Genomic DNA, 17046 nt, shown 5'->3' with positions numbered 1-17046 from the left:
GTCGCCCGGGGGGAGGAATTTATCCGAGTCCTTATCCAAACTTCACCGGTATTTCCCCGCCCGCCTCTTCGGCGATCCGCCCCAACACCCGGTTCTCCTCGTCCAAAACGACAACCTTCGGCCGGTGCCGAGCTGCCTCTTGTTCGTCCATCCATCCGTACGCCATGATAATCACCACATCCCCGGGTTGGGCCCACCTAGCGGCGGCACCGTTCAGGCAGATATCTCCCTGGCCTCGGGGACCTGGAATGACATAAGTCTCCAAACGGGCTCCGTTGTGGTTGTTGACCACTTGGACCCTCTCTCCCGGAAGGATTCCCGCCGCGTCCATTAAATCCTCATCGATGGTGATGCTCCCCACATAGTTCAAATTCGCTTCGGTCACCCGGGCTCGGTGAAGTTTACCGATCAACATATGCCGCAACATGCTTCATCCCCTTCCCGGCCTCCAAAGCCACATTGTCGATCAGGCGGGTGTCACCTACCCGGACCGCCGCCAAGAGCCGACATGGTTCATCGATCTGATCCACCTGCCCGAGATCTTCCTCGCGCACCGCGGAGACGTACTCCACTTCCAGCCCAGCCGACGACAATTGCTGCGTCACGGATTGCACCAGTTCAGCAGCCCGGGTCGTCCCTTCCCGGCAACGACGGGCGGCATCGAACAAAGCCCTGGATAAAACGGCCGCTCTCCGACGCTCCTCCGGGCTCAAATACCGGTTGCGCGAACTCATGGCCAAGCCGTCGGCTTCCCGGACCGTGGGACAACCGATGACCTTGACCGGCAGATTCAAATCCTCCACCATGGTCTGGATGATCCTCAGTTGCTGATAATCCTTTTCCCCGAAAAAGGCTTCGTCCGGCTCAACAATGTGAAACAATTTCGCAACTACGGTCGCCACGCCGTCAAAGTGCCCAGGGCGCGACAGTCCGCACAATCGGTTGGCCAAATCCCCCACCCGAAGGGTCACCTGCAAAGCGCGGGGGTACATTTCCTCCACGGAAGGTGTGAATAAAAGATCCACCCCGGTCCCCTCAGCCAGCGCCCGGTCCCGGGCCATGTCCCTTGGGTAGCGATCATAATCTTCCCCGGGTCCGAACTGCAGCGGGTTGACAAAGATGCTCATCACCACCGCGTGGCCGGCCGCCTTCGCCTGTTTCACCAGGGACAAGTGGCCATCGTGCAGAAATCCCATGGTGGGCACCAGCCCAATGGTTCTCCCTTCGCCCCGCCGCTGATTCACCCAGGTCCTCACTTCTGAAACAGACTCCGCCACCTTCACCTGACCGTCGCCCCGCTTTCGGGATCGTAGACGTGGGCGGGATCCGGAAACTGCCTTTCCCGAACTTCTGTCGCATACTGACGCACAGCCCCCACTGCCGCTTCGGCAAAATGAGCGTAGCGCTTCACAAACTTCGGTTTCGGCCCGTAGGACCACCCCAACAGATCATGAATCACCAATACCTGTCCGTCGCAGTACGCCCCCGCTCCGATCCCGATCACCGGTATGGAGAGGGCCCGGCTAATTTTAGCCCCGAGTCCCTCGGGGACGCCTTCCACCACTAACGAAAAGCATCCCGCCTCCTCCAGACGCCGGCCATCCTCGAGCAGCTTTTCCGCGGCCGCCGGCTCCCTGCCCTGCACTTTATACCCACCTAGCTGCTGCACCGATTGGGGAGTCAGTCCAATATGGCCCATGACGGGAATGCCCGCCTCGGTCAGGGCGGCCACCCGATCCGTCACTTCACGTCCGCCCTCGAGCTTCACCGCGTCTGCCCCACCTTCCTGCAGCAGGCGCCCGGCATTGCGCAGCGTCTCTTCCAGGCTCAGCCGGTGGGCCAAAAAAGGCATGTCCACCACCAAAAGCGTATTTTGCAGCCCCCGCCTCACCGCCCGGGCGTGGTGAACCATATCGTCCATTGTCACCGGAATGGTGGACGTATACCCCAGCACTGTCATGCCGAGAGAATCGCCCACCAGGACGGCATCGACACCGGCCTCCTCCGCCACCCGGGCTGTCGGGTAGTCATAAGCTGTCACCATCACCAGGGGAACACCGCCTTTGCGTTTGCGAAATGCCATGGCCAAACCTTCCATACCTGTTCCTCCTCACCTCCGGCCGCCGACGGATCCCCCGGAACACCTCCATAAAAAAACCTTTCGGCCGAGGGCGCGAAAGGTCGTGGATCGGGAATGCCTTTGACACTTTCATCTGTCTCGGTCCGTCTCACGGCTCAGAGCAGATTATTCAGAACACACCATTGCACCGGGAAAGTACAGCCCTTTGGGGTGCCGCCTTTCCACACCCAGTATACCGGTTTACAACGAGGAAATCTATATGCTCCTACGATCCGGGATCAAAAATCACTTCTGCGCTGATAATCTTCTCCAGGTGCCCTTCATCGGTCTCCACCCACAACGCCCCGTCATCGTCAATGCGCCGGGCCCAGCCAATTTTTTGCCCGGACTGTGTCTGCACGGCGATTCTCCGGCCGAGGGAAACGTTCAGCCTCTCCCATCTTTCGCGAAAAGCACGAAAACCTTCATTTTGGTAAATCCGATAATCCGTCTCCAGCCGCCCCAGAAGTCCTTGGATGAGCGCCGTCCGGGAGATCGGGCTGCCAGGCTCTGCGAGGGACCCGGCTACCCCTCGCAGTTCTGGTGGAAAATCTTCCACCCGGCCGAAGACGTTTACTCCAATGCCGAGTACGATAAACCGGATCTCCTCGGCTTCGGCGCTCATTTCGCTCAGGATTCCGCACACCTTCCTCCCGTCCGGCAAAAGAAGATCATTGGGCCATTTGATTCCCACGGATACCCCCGCCCTTTCCCGAATCACTTCGGCGACGGACACCGCTGCCATCAAGGTCAACTGAGGGGCTCGAAAAACTGGAAAAGTCGGCCTCAGAACGACGGACATCCAGATGCCATGGCCTGGGGGAGAAAACCATGGACGTCCTCGTCGGCCCCTCCCGGCCGTTTGCCGCTCGGCCAGCACCGTATAGCCTTCCGGGGCCCCGCCCTCCGCCTCGGCGAAAGCGTAGCGGTTGGTGGAATCCACCGTTTCCAAGACCGTCATGTGCCGCCCGAAAACGTTCGTCGCCAACCCCGCCTGAATCGCCTCCGGCCGGAGCTCCTCTCCTTCTTCCCGCAATCTGTAGCCCCTGTTGCGAACCGCCTCGATCGGATATCCGACTCCCTGTAGCGCCTGAATGTGTTTCCAGACTGCGGTGCGAGAGATGCCGAATCGCTGGCCAAGCTCTTCGCCGGAAACAAAGCGGTCCCCGGCCTGGCGTAATGCCTGCAAAATCTCCCCGCGAATCTCCGTCACTGCCCACCCTCCATCTTCCGGCGCCCCCGGACCCAATGTGCGAGGTACTCCCCGAGGGCCCGGGGGTCATTCGCCACCTGACCGTTCAACAGAGCTTCTCGCAAAGCCCGCTCGGCCTCCCCCCACAGCGGACCAGGGGGGATGTGAGCCGCTCGGCACAATGTCTCGAATTCCGTTGCGAAATCCCGGCGGTCCCAAAGGGGCTGCGCCTCTACAGCCCGGCGAAACGCCTCCCGGCTCGCCATCTCTTCTTCTTCCCCGTATCCCCGAACCGCCTGCACCACCCGCAATCCCATCTCCGCTCGCTCCCGCCCGAGGTGGTACAGCCACCGGGCCCAATCCCCGGGCTCCGCCCGAAGGGGATCAAAATGGCACGCTTCCCACCACGTGATCACATCCCGTTGAAACAGGCGGCTCGCTCTCCAAGCCTTTGTCATCGCGGCCGCATGTTGCCGGGTGCAGCCCAACATCCACAGCAGCACCCCCGTCCGAAGGGCCGAATCCCGGGGGAGTCGGCGGCACGCCCGACCCCACACCGCCGCGACCTGGAGACCCCGATCCCGACCCACCGGCATTCCCGTCCACCACTCCAGAAAGCCGCACGCCGCCAACTCCCGGGCCACCTTGTCCACGTCACCCACCACCAGGCGCCGCCACTCCCCCAGCACCCGTTCCACCGCGACATAGCGAACGTCCTTCACCTGTTTGTTCAGGGCCAAAACCACCGAAGGATCGAGATCGAAAGACAACTCTGCCGCCAACCGCAGGGCCCGGACCATGCGAAGGGCGTCTTCGGCAAAACGCTGGGCAGGATCTCCCACCGCACGGATCTGTCCGGCCAATAGATCTTCGAGGCCGCCAAAGGGATCGATCAGGCGAAACCCCCGACTCATCGCCATGGCGTTAATCGTGAAATCCCGGCGACCCAAATCCTCTTCAAGTTTTGGTGTATACTCCACCTGGGACGGCCGTCGCCGATCCCGATACCCGCCTTCCCGGCGGTAGGTCGTCACTTCTACGCCAATGCCCTGTCGGGGAATGGTCACTGTCCCAAAAGCCAAACCCGTCGGAACCGCTTCCGGGAAAACCTTCATGACAGCCTCGGGCGGAGCGGCTGTGGCGATGTCCACATCCTTGGCCCCCCGTCCGAGCAAAAGATCCCGCACTCCGCCCCCGACGTAAACCGCTTCCCATCCAGCGTCGGTCAAGGCGGCGATCACCTCCTCCGCCGCCCGCCATACCCGGATCCCCGCCACGGACTGCATGTCCTTTCCTCCCCGGATCCCGGCCTCGCCGAGGCTTTCCCCAGATCCCTGGCCGCCTCCCAGCTTTTCTTCAGCCGAGCAATTGTTCCAGCCCATACATCATTCCTACATAACCCATCACACCCCGCACCGCCAGTACCACCCCGGGCATAAAGGAGACCCGATCCAAGGAATCGTGCCGCACCGTCAAGATCTGCCCCGGCCCTCCGAGGATCACCTCCTGGTGCGCCACGAGCCCCGGTAAACGCACCGAATGGACCCTCACCCCCCCGATGGCCGCCCCCCGGGCACCGGGGAAAAGCTCCCGCTCATCCGGCCTGCCGGACGACAAATCGAGCCCGGCTTCCACCAGCTCCTCCGCCGTCTTCACCGCCGTGCCCGACGGGGCATCTAACTTCCCGTCGTGGTGCATTTCTATAATCTCTACGTGGTGAAGATACCGGGCCGCCTCCCGGACAAACCGCATCATCAACACCGCGCCCACGGCAAAGTTCGGCGCGACAATGCCCCCCACGCCCCTCTCTCGGCACAACCCATCCCAGCGCTGCACCTGCTCCCGGGTGACGCCACTCGTCCCCACCACGGGACGAACCCCGAGTTCCAAAGCCTCCTGAACGTGACGCTCCACCGCATCGGGAGTTGTAAAATCCACCAGCACGTCCGGTTCCGCGCTCACGAGCGTCTCGCGTAGATTCGCCGACACCGGGATCCCCAGGGGTTCCATACCCGCCGCCACCCCGGCGTCCTCCCGGGCCCGGGAGGCCACCGCTCCCACCAAACGCAAGCCGGTCTCAGCCACCATCGTGCGGATCACTTCCCGCCCCATTTTTCCCGTAGCCCCGGATACCACCACCCGAATCTCTCCTTCGGTCATTGCGCCATCCCCTCCGATTCCGCCGTCCCCCGATCCACAGGGGTCCACCGATCTTTGTCCCGGGTCCGAAATTTTTCCATCACCGCTCTGTGGACTTCCTCCAGATCGATCTGAAGCGAATTCGCCAAACAGGTCACGACAAACAAGATATCCCCGAGCTCCAAAGCCACACTGCCATCGGCCTCCCCGGGTTTTTTGGGCTTTTGCCCAAACCGGTGATTGACCTCCCGGGCCAACTCCCCTAACTCTTCCGCCAACCGAACCACTAAAGTCATCGGATGAAAATACCCTTCTTGATACTGCGATATGTACCGATCCACATCCTCCTGCATCTCCCGCAGGGTCATCCCGGCCAAGCCGCCTCGCTCCTTCCATCGATAAGCTTGTCTCCCTCGAGGGTACCACAGGCTCTCTCCCTTTGCCCAGGGCCCGGCTCATATTCGGACAACGGCCTCATATGAATGATGGTTGAGGACGCCGGTCGAAGGAGTGAGTTGCGCGTATGGGTAAATGGTCTCCCAATCGAACCCTAACGATCATCCTGGCCATCGTGGTGATCGCTTTAACCCTGGCCCTTGTCGTGTACCCGGAACAGGGATTCAACGCCGGTGTACATGGCATGAAAATTTTCTGGGACGTTGTCTTCCCCTCCCTTCTCCCATTTTTCATCCTGTCCGAAGTCATGTTAGGCCTTGGCGTCGTCCACGCCCTAGGGGTGCTTCTTGAACCCCTCATGCGACCGCTGTTCAGCGTTCCAGGGGTGGGAGCCTTCGCCCTCTCCATGGGGTTGGCCGCAGGTTATCCGATGGACGCGGTCATTACCGCAAAATTTCGGAAGACCGGCATGTGCAGCCGAGTCGAAGGGGAGCGCCTCCTCGCCTTCACCAACACGGCGGATCCCCTGTTTATGTTCGGCGCCGTAGCCGTCGGCATGTTCCACAAACCCGCCGTCGGCGTCCTCATCGCCTTGGCTCATTACGTCGCCTCTTTTCTGGTGGGCGTATCCTTTAAATTCTACGGATTGCGGGAGGAGCGTCTCGGACCGCGGCAAATCGAACCCGCCAAGGGCAAATTGTTTCGACGGGCATTTCAGGAACTGATGCGCGCCCGCAAAGAAGACGGCCGACCGTTGGGACAGTTGCTCGGCGACGCGGTGAATGACTCCATACGCACCCTGCTGATGATTTGCGGATTCATTATTTTCTTCTCCGTTCTTTTGGAAGTGATGAAACTAGCTCAGCTGACGGCAATTCTGGCTTTGCCCATTCGAGGTCTTCTCGCCTTGCTCGGTATCGACCCGGGTCTCGTGGGCCCGGCGCTCAGCGGACTGTTCGAAATCGATATCGGAACGGCTCAGGTGGCGGCTGCCAAAGCGCCGCTCATCGACCAACTGGTGATGGCCAGCGCCATTATTGCCTGGAGCGGCTTTTCGGTTCACGCCCAGGTCGCCAGCGTGGTCACAGGTACCGATATCCGCATCGGGCCGTATTTTGCCGCCCGGGGACTCCACGCCGGTTTGGCCGCTTTGTTCACAGCGGTGTTCTGGCAGATGGGCGTCGGCCGAACCGCCGCCGCGGAATCGAACCCCGTACTTCCCGCCTTCCTCCGCACTTCCGGCAGTGCCAGGGACACCCTCCAGTTGTCATTGGAATCTATCGCCCTCTGGGTTCTCCTGATTGCGGCCGCCATCGCCCTCTCCTTGTTGATCGATTTGCTTCGGCGGATTCGGGTCGTTCTCTGGACTGCGCGTATCAAATAAAAATAAAAAGCCGCGGGGATGGCCGTGCCAACCCGCAGCTTTTTTTGTCACAAGCGGCCGTTCCACTGCAGAGCGAGGACCACCGCCCCGAGAATCCACACATACCAGGCAAAGGGTTTAAGCGATCGGGTGGCGAGAATTTTAAGCATCCAGAAAATCGCCAGGTATCCCGCGATGGCGGCTGTTCCTGCCCCCAGCACCTCCGGCAAGCCGGGCGCGTGCCCCCCCGCCGAGCTGCTCACCCACTGCTGGAGAGCCGCCCCGGCAATGGCGGGAACAGATAACAAAAAGGAGTATTTTGCCGCCTCAGTCCGATCCATTCCCCGCCAAAGGGCTCCGGCCAAGGTCAGCCCGGATCTGGACAAGGCCGGCATGACGGCAAGCCCCTGGCACACCCCCACCCACAGGGCGTCCGAAGTTCGCAGGTTTTCGATCCGCTTGTTGCCCCGGGGCAAAGATTCCGCCAAGTACAACACAATGCCCGTGATAGCAAATTCCCAGGGCAGGGAAGACCCGCTTTGAAAGAGGCTTTCCACGGGATCGTGGAGCAGGTACCCCAACACTCCGGTGGGAATCGTTCCAATGATCAACCATTTCCACACCAGGGACGTCGGATGTGCCAATAAGCTTCGTAAATCCTTCCGGTACGCGATCAGCACCGCGAGCAGAGTTCCCACGTGAAGCCAGATGTCGAAGGTCAGGTTGTCCTCCTCCACACCGAGGACCCGATGAGCCAGCACCAGATGTCCGGAACTGCTGATCGGCAGAAATTCGGTCAAACCCTGAATCGCCCCGAGAATCACGGCCTCCATGCCAGTCACTCTCATCCCTCCCTCTCTACAAACATATTGGGACAGGCAACCCGCTTATGCCCGGTCATGCCAACCGAGCTCGGCCCATAAAGTGAAGTAGGGCGTTGTCCAGACGGACGTGCGGACTTACCATCGAAGGAGCTGTCCCATGAACAGAACACAATGGCGAATGGCCCTGAGTGTGGGGTTTACCTTTATGGGCACCATCGTAGGTGCCGGATTTGCTTCGGGACAAGAAATCCTTGCATTTTTTACTCGTTTTGGGAAGGCGTCTTACGCAGCCATCGCATTGGCAATGGTCCTGTTCGGCGTCGTGGGCAGCCGGATTCTACTCCTTGGGGCCGCCCTGGACGGCCGTTCCTCCCGAAGCTTGACCCTTCATCTCCTCGGCCCCCGAATCGCCCCGGTGGTGGATGCGACCATGGGGCTCATGTTGTTCGGCGTAACAGTGGCAATGCTGGCCGGGGCCGGCGCCCTTTTTGAGGAGCGCCTTCGGCTGCCTTTTTCCCTGGGCGTCATCGTCACTGCCGTTCTGTGCTACTTGACGGTGTTATTTGGTCTCGGCGGCATCATGAAAGCGAACGATATCATCGTTCCCCTGATGATGCTCACCAGCGCATGGATCTCCTTCCATCACTTCGGCCCCCGCTCCATTGCTTTTGACCTGATCCCGCTGTCGCCCTGGTCTTCAGCGACCTCCGCCGTATCTTACGCCGCTTTTAACATCGGCCTGTCCGCCTCAGTCTTTATTCCTTTAGGGCGACAAATCCGGGATCCCCGGGTCCTTCGGGCCGGCGCGTGGATCGGCGCGGTGGGGATGGGGTTTATGCTCCTGTGCGCCAACGCCGCCTTGTCACGATACTGGCCGGGCATCGCGGATCTGGAGTTGCCCATGGGGCGATTGGCCAGTGAGCTGCACCCCGGGGTCCACGCATTTTTCATCGCGGTCCTCTGGGGTGAGATCTACTCCACCCTCATCGCCAACGTGTTTGGACTGATCCACCTGGTACAAGATTTGGGACGGCGGATCCACCCCGGAACCATCGCTGTGCTTTTGCTGGTGGCAGCCTTTTTCGTCAGCCGCGTTGGATTTTCGAATCTCGTGCACGCCTTGTACCCCTTCTTTGGCTATGTCAGTCTCCTGCTCCTGTTCCTCCTCCTCTGGCCGAGGCGATTGCCCAATTCCTGAGGGATCACACCCCCTGACGCCCGGAAACCGGCGCCCTTGTGAGGCCCCCTCCCGCTGTGATACGCTGATCCCGGGTGAGACGAGTATGCAAGCAATGACGTTCAAGTTTGCCGGCATCGCCGCGGGGGCACTGATCTTCTCCATCGGACTCAATAACTTTCTCATCGCCAACCACCTTTCCGAAGGCGGGTTCGTCGGTTTGGCCGTGATCGGCTGGTACCTCTTTCACATCCCGGTGGGGGTGACGTTTTTTCTCCTCAACGGCCCACTGCTGTGGCTGGGGGGAAGGTTGTTCGGCCGGGAATTCGTCCTCAAAACCCTTTGGGGGGTGGCCGCGGTTTCGATTTTTTCAGAACTCACCAAAGGACTTCAAACCCCGGTGGATGATAAGCTCCTCGCCGCCCTGTACGGAGGCGTACTCTCGGGGATCGGCCTGGGGATCGTCTTTCGCTTCGGTGCCACCACCGGGGGCGCCGATGTTATTGCCCGGGTTGTCAAGCATTTTTGGGGAATCAGCATGGGGAAAGTTCTTTTTTCCATCGACCTGGTGGTCATCGCCATGATCGCCGCCCTCATTGGTCGGCAAACAGCGATGTACTCCCTCGTCGCCCTTTTCGTTTCCGCCAGGGTCGTGGACTTCGTCCTGGAAGGCGTATCCGCCGCCCGGGCCGCCACCATTATTTCAAACCACAGTGACGAGATCGCTAAGCGGATTCATCGGGAACTCGAACGCGGCACCACCCTGATCCCTTCAGTCGGCGGCTTCACTGGAACCCACCGAACCATGATTTATACGGTGGTCAACCGAGATGAAGTCATCCGATTGCACCGGATTGTGAAAAGTGTAGACCCCGAAGCGTTCGTCGTCGTCAACAACGTCCACGACGTGCTCGGCGAAGGATTCACCCGCTGACACAAAAAGGCCCGGCGGACGCCGGACCTTCATACCTTTTGCCCTGGGCGGCGCCGACCGAGCCTCCTGACTGCACCTGCCATTACTTCTGCTTTTGTTTCGCCAGCCACGCTGCGACCTGCTTGACCTGATCGTCCGACTGCAAGCCACCCTTTGGCGGCATGATCTGTGGATAACCCGCCACCGGTTTCGGGTTATTGATGTAATCCACCAGTTGGGTCTCGTTCATCTTATTGCCGATTCCCAGCAATTTTGGCCCTACAGCTCCTTCGAGATTCGCTCCGTGACAGCTGGCGCAACTCTGGGAGAAGATCTGGGCACCGGGATCGTTGGGATCGACTAAGGGACCCGCCGTACCGCCGGATTGGCTGCCCGGCGTCTGGGCTTGGGGTCCTTGTTTCGCCAACTCCGCTTGATGCTCCGCTTCAGCTACGTATGTAAGCCAGATCATGAAAAATACCGTCAACACCATCGTTGCTGTGGTGATGGGCCGCTGGAACGGCCGGCGGGTTTTTCTCCGGTCCAGCCAAGGTAGCAACAACAAGCCGATGGTCGCAATGGCGGGGATCACCACCGTACCCATCACCACATATTTGCCGGGAAAATATTTTAATAGTTGGTACAGAAATAGAAAATACCAGTCGGGAACCGGGATATACGAGGTATCCTCGGGATTCGCCACCTTCTCCAACCCCACCGGGTTAAACACCACCCAGAGGATGAAAGCAACGATGAACATGGCGCCGACAATCCATTCCTTGAGGAGGAAGTTCGGAAAAAAGGGCTCCGTCCCCGTGGGAATGTCTTTGTCGCGCTTAAATCTGGGGGTTCCCGGGATGCGTTCCCGATAATTCTCTGCCATATCTGAGACCTCCTTCTTTGCAATCCCCCGCCGCGCCACTCATTATAGCGGACCGGAAATCCCCTGTTTACGGATCATGTAAAAATGGGCCGCCAACAGGATCAGCAAGAACGCCGGGAGGAAAAACACGTGAATCGCAAAGAACCGCGTCAACGTCAACGCGCCGAGGGTGTCGCCCCCCACCAAAAGCGTCCGGATATACGGCCCTAGAATCGGGACAGTAGAGGCGATGTTGGTACCGACCGCCGTCGCCCAATACGCCTTTTGGTCCCAGGGAAGCAGATAACCGGTGAACCCAAACATCATCACCACGAGAAAAATCAGGACGCCGACGATCCAGTTCAGTTCCCGCGGCGCTTTGTAGGATCCGGTGAAGAACACCCGGAGCATGTGCAGGAACATCATGATAATCACGAGGCTGGCGCCCCAGAAGTGCATGCCGCGCACAATATTGCCGAGGAGGACGTCGTTGGTTATGTAATCGACACTCTTGTACGCGTTGACGATATCGGGCACATAGTACATGGCCAGAAACATTCCAGACAGGATCTGGGTTACGATGATCAGAAAGGTGAGTCCGCCAAAGCAATACACGAACGCTGACATCTTGTTCGCCGGATTGACGTGAGCCGGTACGTCGTAATCGGCGATGTCCCGCCAAATCGGCGTCACGTTTAGGCGCTCGTCGATCCAGTCATACAGCTTTTCGAACATGCATTACACCGTCCTCTGATGGATAGGTCCCAACAAGACCTTCCCATTGTCCACTTTAACCTCATATACGTCGAGAGGTCTCTGGGGCGGCGTCGTAGGATCGTTGATCCCGTATTTTGTATAGCGGCCGCCGTGACACGGGCAGTGAAACCACCACTGGCCGTCGGTGGAAGGGACCGGATTGCCTGCGGCATCCACCGTCCCGTTTACTTGGCACCCTAAGTGGGTGCACCTCGGGGACATGGCCAAAACTTCTTGCCCTTTGAGGATCACCCAGGCCGTCATTGTCGCCTCCCCCTGGATCCAGCCATCCGCCTGGGCTACCTTAAAATGAATCTGTTTCGGCAAATCCTGGTTAAATTCCCCGATGCTACCGACCTCCACGAATCGGGAACCAGTGCTTCTGCGCAAGGGATCGAGGGAAAACGTCACCAGCGGAGCGAGAATCGAGGCCCCGATGAACGCACCCGTCCCCCCCAGGGCATAGGTCAGGAACTGGCGCCGGGTCCACTCTCGGCCCCGGTGCGAGTGCACAGCTTCATCCCGCATGCTTCTCGAACCTCCTCAGGATTCGATCCGCACGCGCAGGCTTTCCGGCACACCCACAGAAATGGTGCAATCTCCCTTTCCCATGTTACCGCCGCCGTAATCTGGGTGTCAACGCACCCTCCGGATCCACCCGACTCCTCCCTCGTCCATTATCATTGTAAACGGCGTGTTTCAATACGGGAAACAGGAGGCCGCCACAAGAATATGAACACTTTGTGCCAATCCGCCTGGCGCGCATCTGCTGTTTTCAGGATGTCAGAAACTGCCCCCATCTATGCACCACCGCCTCTGCCAAGCGGCCCTGCCACATTCCCACGGCGTGGTCGAGGCCCCCCGGAGCAGCCGTCTGGGCCAGGACCTGCTCTCCAGTCAAGGAAAGGAGAACCAGATCCCCCTCGTCCTCGGCGTTCACCCCCTCAAACCCCGGAATCTCCACCCCCACCGCCACCAAGGGGCCCGTGCAGCCGAGCCGCTGTTTCCACATTCGGGCCCGCCGCAAAAACTCGCCGCCGTGGACACCGTCTTCGAGCAACATGACCGGGAGCCGGAGCACGCGACCGGACAGACGTTGTTCCAACGCGATGACAATCTCCGACGCCACCCGGGCATAAAGCCCCACCTGCCCACGGGGATCGGTACATAGGGGAGCCCCGCCCACAGCCAGGGTATCGACGAGAGTTTTCATCTCTTCCCAACGCGCCACCTCGATGTCGCCTAAAAGCATCCCTTCCGCCTCCTTGAGTAACCTTGCTCCTTCCTCGCAGTGTACAGAAAAAAAGAGCTCGACAAAAGTCGAGCCCAAACGTTGTCCCGGCACCGGGGTCATCCCTTCTCGGTTCCCGTGGATCTTTAGGCTTCACTCGGTTGCATCACGTCCGCTTCAACCCAGTGAATCGCTCAAATGTTCTCCTCCGTCCCCACTGATCTGATGACCGCGTCCGGGTCTCCGAGGCGGCGCAACTCCCGAGCCGCCTTTTCAAACAGTTCCCGATCACCCAGCTCCAAAGCCCGATCAGCCGCCTCCATCCAGTGCCGATACAAGACCTCCCGATGGATAGCATCAAGAATCCAATAAGCCTGAAGTTCCAGAAAAAACACACTCTGCCGTTGGGTCGGTCGGATCTGTCGTTCCAACACCGCTGCGTATTCCGCGCAGGCGGAGCGATTGCGGAAAAACAGGCTGATGTAAATGTCTTCATTGGGAAACTGCCGAATGTCCCGGAACGCATCGGCGACACTGGTGGTCACCCTTCCATTCTTACAAAACCGAAAAGGGGCCGTGTCCACGCAGGTGGCGGAAATGAGCAACGTTTTCGGCAGGTTTCTCAGGTCGTCCGCAAAATGAACCCGCTGCAAAATGTGTTCCTGGTTAGACAAATACCGAAGAAGCCGCCCCGCCTCTGGACTTCGCAGTTCATAGCGTTGCAGAAACCATTGAAGAAACTGTTTTTTATCGGAGACCCGGATGACTTCCCCCATGCCGATCCCCTCCAATCCCACGGAATCCCCAGAGGACCTTGCCCCTAACACCCCGTGCCGTCCTGTCTCAAAAAGATCAAATATTCGCGCCTTGTATGAACCATTATATTCGACGAAGGCCGTCGATTTTCCTTCTACGACGGCCCTTTCGCCCATTGCAAAATTTGTGTTTCGACGTTGCCCGGAACCTCGTGGCGGCAGTGCCGCCGCAACCAGTTCACCATATCGGCCCCGCTCCACCCGCGATCAACCGCCCCCCGCACACTGCGGCGGGTCAGACGGTACACCGGAAACCCTTCTCCGCTCACGGGCTCGGCAAAGGTACCTAGATCAAGGGCCAGGCGCGCCACCCAGCGAGGCTCGACGAGGATTTCAAAATGCGGCTGAACGACGATACCCCGGCTTTCCTCCGAAACCCTTGGCTCGTCGCCGACCGTCCAGGGGCCCCCGGCCATCTCGCTTCTCCGATACACCCGCCTCCCGTCTTCCCCGGTCCCGCACTGCAAAAGTCCGAAGTGAACGAGCATGGCGTAAATCCTCCGGTGTTTCACAGTCTCGGCATCCTCATAGTAATAACCCTGTACATAAGGAACCAAAAGGGCATCGAGACGATCCTCCCGGACCCACCCCTGGGCGCAAGCTTCGGACAACCAGATCAGTGCCATAGGCAACTCCGGAATCGCCCGGCGATACAAGTGTCGCCAGAAAGAGAACATTTCTTTCCATTTTTCCCCGTCCGACCGGGCCAGCCATTCCCGGGCCCGGGCTCCCAGGGCCAAGCGCTCCGGGCCTTCTTCCACATAGCCCTTCGCGTAGCAGAAATCATAAATCATTGCAAATCGGTCGGGATAGTCGTAAAACCGCCGCCCGTATCCAAAGCGCCATGTGACCGGGGCGAGAGGTTCCTCCCGAATCTCCATCAACTGAAAGATCTGTTGTTGGTGTCTCCGGTACAGCACGCCCTCCCCGGTCAACTCTGGTTCCCGCCGGCCGACATAGGCCAAAAAGACTGCCGTATCCCGAACAATGGCCAAGCTTTCATCCTTCCACACCAGCGGTTCCGGGACATGCTCCGCTCCTTTTCGGCTCTTCTCCCGAAGCCACTGCCTCACCCCGTCCCGCACCTCATCCGGCAGATGGTACAAGACTTGAGAACGCGACGACCGCAGGGGAAACATCCAACCCCTCTCCATCACTCGGTCCGCCACTTCCCGCCATTCCACTCCTTGGCCGAATACCCGGCCCACTAGGGCCCGGAGGTCCTCCGCACTCCATACCTCCCGCTCGCAGGCCAGGGCGACCACCACGTCTTTCATCAACGGGGGAAAATCCTCAATCCGCCGGCAAATCTCTGTCCGGCGACCCATTCCGGCCACAATCCCTTGGATTAGGGACATTTTGGAGCTCGAATGAAAATCCTCTTCGTAATGCGCCGCGATCCGCTGTAACGCCCGGACATCCGATTCATTGAGACACTCCGTCAAACGCATGCTCCACCCCTGCCCGCACCGCGAAGATTCGATATTCATACCCTTGCTCTGCCAAAAACTGCTGCCGGCGAACCGCCGTTTCCACCTCCTCGGTGCCCTCGGTCACCAACATGTACAACCGCGCTTCCCCTCCGTCTTTTTTCGGACGAAGAAGGCGCCCGAGGCGTTGGGCCTCTTCCTGCCGGGAGCCAAAATTCCCGGACAACTCCACCGCCACCCGGGCATCCGGGAGGTCCACCGCCGTGTTGGCCACTCGGGACAAACAAAGGACGGGGATTTCGCCCCGGCGAAAAGCGTCATAAGTCTCCCGGCGCACCCGCTCGGGTGTATCCCCGGTGATATCTGGCGCACCGAGCCGATGGGCCAGTTCCCGGAGCTGGTCGAGATAATGTCCGATCACCAGCACCGGCGTACCCCGGTGCCGGGCCACCAACTCGGCGGCCACCTCAAGTTTTCGAGGGTTTGTCGCAGCAATTCGCCACCGTTCCCGGGATTCGGCCTGGCGGTACGCTTCCTCCGCCGCGGGGTCCAGGGGGACCCGCAATTCGTAACACTCCGCCCTGGCGATCCACCCCTCCTCTTCCACGGTGCGCCACGGCAAGTCAAAACATTTCGGGCCAATCAGGCTGAACACGTCGGCCTCCCGGCCGTCTTCCCGCACCAGGGTAGCGGTGAGCCCCAGTCGCCGGCAGTTTTGAATTCCGGCGGAAAAACGAAAGATCGGGGCGGGAACCAGATGCACCTCATCATAAATCACCAACCCCCAGGGGTGACGGGCGAGTTCCCGAAGATGCGGCATGGCCCCCCTGGGATTCTTCCACGTCATCATCGCGTAAGTGGAAATGGTCACAGGCTTGATCACCCGTTCATCCCCGGCGTAAACGCCGATCGAATCGGGGGCGATCTCACATTTGTCTTCGATCTCGCGCTTCCATTGATAAGCCGCGGTGGTGGTGGAGGTGAGAACGAGGGTCTGCTGGCGATACCGGGCCATCACCGCCAGTCCCACGATCGTTTTCCCGGACCCGCAGGGCAGGACCACGACCCCACTGCCCCCATGGCGACCCTCGTCAAAAAAGGCCTGCACCGCCTCGTCTTGATAGGGGCGAAGAATCACGGTCCCCTTCAGATCAATGTCGAGGGGTTCCCCCGGCGCGTGACCCGCCATGTCCAGCACGGGATAGCCCAGGGATAGAAGCTGCCGCTTGATTTCGCCCCTTTGTCGCGCGGGCACCATCCAGCGGCCGCCCCGCTCCAGGAGGCCGGACTGCTGAAGGGCTTGGCGCACGCCCTCGGACAGGGGTTGGCGAGCCACCAATTGATACCTGCGCCCGGATTTTTCGAGAACGAGCCCTCCCCATCGATTCATGGTGAGTACAATCCACTCCTGCACCGGATAGGGGATGGGCCCCATGGCTAAATCCCGAAGCGTGTCCAGCACTTCCCGGGACCCCCATCCCAAGGCGCAGGCGTGCCAAAGGCTGAGTTCGGTGATCCGGTACTCCCGAACCTGCAGTGGACTTTTGATCAGGTCGGCGAAAATGGCGAGGGCGTGGACAGCTTCTTTCGCCCGGGGGTGATCCATGTAACACCACACCCTGCGTTCGGTCCCAACGACCAAAGGACCCCTCCGCACCCTGATCCCCCCTCACAGTTCCCGTCTTAGGATGGCCCATCCCCGTATGGGTTATTCGAAAATGCCGAATATGGGCGTGATCCGCCGATATGGGACATAAGGCCTACCCCTTGTCTAAATTCGCCCTTTTTCTTATTCTTTCAGCCTCTTACAATGCCTGCACTTTCATCTC

At 59.8% G+C, this 17046-nt stretch carries 18 protein-coding genes; 3 read left to right on the top strand and 15 right to left on the bottom strand.

Going from position 1 to position 17046, the window contains the following annotated elements:
- Positions 1-31: 31 nt before the first annotated feature.
- From panD to CVV65_RS07965, 7 genes are all read right to left on the bottom strand, one after another.
- Positions 32-427 carry an aspartate 1-decarboxylase gene (gene panD, locus CVV65_RS07995; protein WP_100667676.1) on the bottom strand — a complete coding sequence of 132 codons (396 nt, stop codon included), beginning with the start codon at positions 425-427 and terminating at the stop codon, positions 32-34.
- The gene (gene panC / locus CVV65_RS07990; RefSeq protein ID WP_100667675.1) at positions 402-1283 is read right to left on the bottom strand and encodes a pantoate--beta-alanine ligase; all 882 of its coding nucleotides are present in this window, start codon (positions 1281-1283) and stop codon (positions 402-404) included. Before panC ends, panD begins: the two co-directional genes overlap by 26 nt.
- Positions 1280-2098, bottom strand: coding sequence for a 3-methyl-2-oxobutanoate hydroxymethyltransferase (gene panB, locus CVV65_RS07985; RefSeq protein WP_100667674.1), 819 nt, complete (start codon positions 2096-2098; stop codon positions 1280-1282). The genes panC and panB overlap by 4 nt, the downstream gene beginning before the upstream one ends.
- A 247-nt stretch (positions 2099-2345) precedes the next feature.
- Positions 2346-3332, bottom strand: coding sequence for a biotin--[acetyl-CoA-carboxylase] ligase (locus tag CVV65_RS07980; RefSeq protein WP_198592168.1), 987 nt, complete (start codon positions 3330-3332; stop codon positions 2346-2348).
- Positions 3329-4597: a CCA tRNA nucleotidyltransferase gene (locus tag CVV65_RS07975; protein ID WP_157935434.1), complete on the bottom strand. Its 1269-nt coding sequence runs from the start codon at positions 4595-4597 to the stop codon at positions 3329-3331. The genes CVV65_RS07980 and CVV65_RS07975 overlap by 4 nt, the downstream gene beginning before the upstream one ends.
- Positions 4598-4667: 70 nt before the next feature.
- On the bottom strand, positions 4668-5471 hold the full coding sequence (gene dapB / locus CVV65_RS07970; RefSeq protein ID WP_100667671.1) for a 4-hydroxy-tetrahydrodipicolinate reductase: 804 nt from the start codon (positions 5469-5471) through the stop codon (positions 4668-4670).
- A complete protein-coding gene (locus CVV65_RS07965; RefSeq protein WP_170086863.1) occupies positions 5468-5818 on the bottom strand; it encodes a nucleotide pyrophosphohydrolase in 351 nt (116 codons plus the stop codon). The genes dapB and CVV65_RS07965 overlap by 4 nt, the downstream gene beginning before the upstream one ends.
- A gap of 155 nt (positions 5819-5973) precedes the next feature.
- Here CVV65_RS07965 and ylbJ point away from each other — a divergent pair, with 155 nt between their 5' ends.
- Positions 5974-7230 carry a sporulation integral membrane protein YlbJ gene (gene ylbJ / locus CVV65_RS07960; protein WP_100667669.1) on the top strand — a complete coding sequence of 419 codons (1257 nt, stop codon included), beginning with the start codon at positions 5974-5976 and terminating at the stop codon, positions 7228-7230.
- Between the two features lie 47 nt (positions 7231-7277).
- Here ylbJ and CVV65_RS07955 read toward each other — a convergent pair whose 3' ends face one another.
- A complete protein-coding gene (locus CVV65_RS07955) occupies positions 7278-8042 on the bottom strand; it encodes an undecaprenyl-diphosphate phosphatase (protein ID WP_232059831.1) in 765 nt (254 codons plus the stop codon).
- Between the two features lie 148 nt (positions 8043-8190).
- Between CVV65_RS07955 and CVV65_RS07950 the strand changes: the two genes are divergently transcribed.
- Entirely contained in the window at positions 8191-9231 is a 1041-nt protein-coding gene (locus tag CVV65_RS07950; RefSeq protein ID WP_100667667.1) for a YkvI family membrane protein, read from the top strand.
- Between the two features lie 85 nt (positions 9232-9316).
- Complete coding sequence (locus CVV65_RS07945) at positions 9317-10144, top strand: YitT family protein (protein WP_232070064.1); 828 nt, start codon at positions 9317-9319, stop codon at positions 10142-10144.
- An 82-nt stretch (positions 10145-10226) separates the two neighbouring features.
- Here CVV65_RS07945 and CVV65_RS07940 read toward each other — a convergent pair whose 3' ends face one another.
- The 7 genes from CVV65_RS07940 to CVV65_RS07910 all read right to left on the bottom strand — a co-directional run bounded on the left by CVV65_RS07940 (position 10227) and on the right by CVV65_RS07910 (position 16874).
- Entirely contained in the window at positions 10227-11006 is a 780-nt protein-coding gene (locus tag CVV65_RS07940; RefSeq protein WP_100667665.1) for a c-type cytochrome, read from the bottom strand.
- Between the two features lie 42 nt (positions 11007-11048).
- Entirely contained in the window at positions 11049-11720 is a 672-nt protein-coding gene (gene qcrB, locus CVV65_RS07935; protein WP_013075693.1) for a menaquinol-cytochrome c reductase cytochrome b subunit, read from the bottom strand.
- Positions 11721-11723: 3 nt separating this feature from the next.
- Positions 11724-12269, bottom strand: coding sequence for a Rieske (2Fe-2S) protein (locus tag CVV65_RS07930; RefSeq protein WP_100667664.1), 546 nt, complete (start codon positions 12267-12269; stop codon positions 11724-11726).
- A 247-nt stretch (positions 12270-12516) separates the two neighbouring features.
- Complete coding sequence (locus CVV65_RS07925; protein ID WP_133121258.1) at positions 12517-12993, bottom strand: hypothetical protein; 477 nt, start codon at positions 12991-12993, stop codon at positions 12517-12519.
- 173 nt (positions 12994-13166) lie between these two features.
- Positions 13167-13748, bottom strand: coding sequence for a YpiB family protein (locus CVV65_RS07920; protein ID WP_157935433.1), 582 nt, complete (start codon positions 13746-13748; stop codon positions 13167-13169).
- Positions 13749-13882: 134 nt separating this feature from the next.
- Positions 13883-15238, bottom strand: coding sequence for a helicase-associated domain-containing protein (locus CVV65_RS07915; protein WP_157935432.1), 1356 nt, complete (start codon positions 15236-15238; stop codon positions 13883-13885).
- Positions 15213-16874, bottom strand: coding sequence for a DNA repair helicase XPB (locus CVV65_RS07910; protein ID WP_100667660.1), 1662 nt, complete (start codon positions 16872-16874; stop codon positions 15213-15215). The genes CVV65_RS07915 and CVV65_RS07910 overlap by 26 nt, the downstream gene beginning before the upstream one ends.
- Positions 16875-17046: the final 172 nt, after the last annotated feature.

The sequence above is a fragment of the Kyrpidia spormannii genome (assembly GCF_002804065.1).
GTDB classification, from domain to species: domain Bacteria; phylum Bacillota; class Bacilli; order Kyrpidiales; family Kyrpidiaceae; genus Kyrpidia; species Kyrpidia spormannii.
This window is presented reverse-complemented; position numbering and strand designations above follow the sequence as displayed.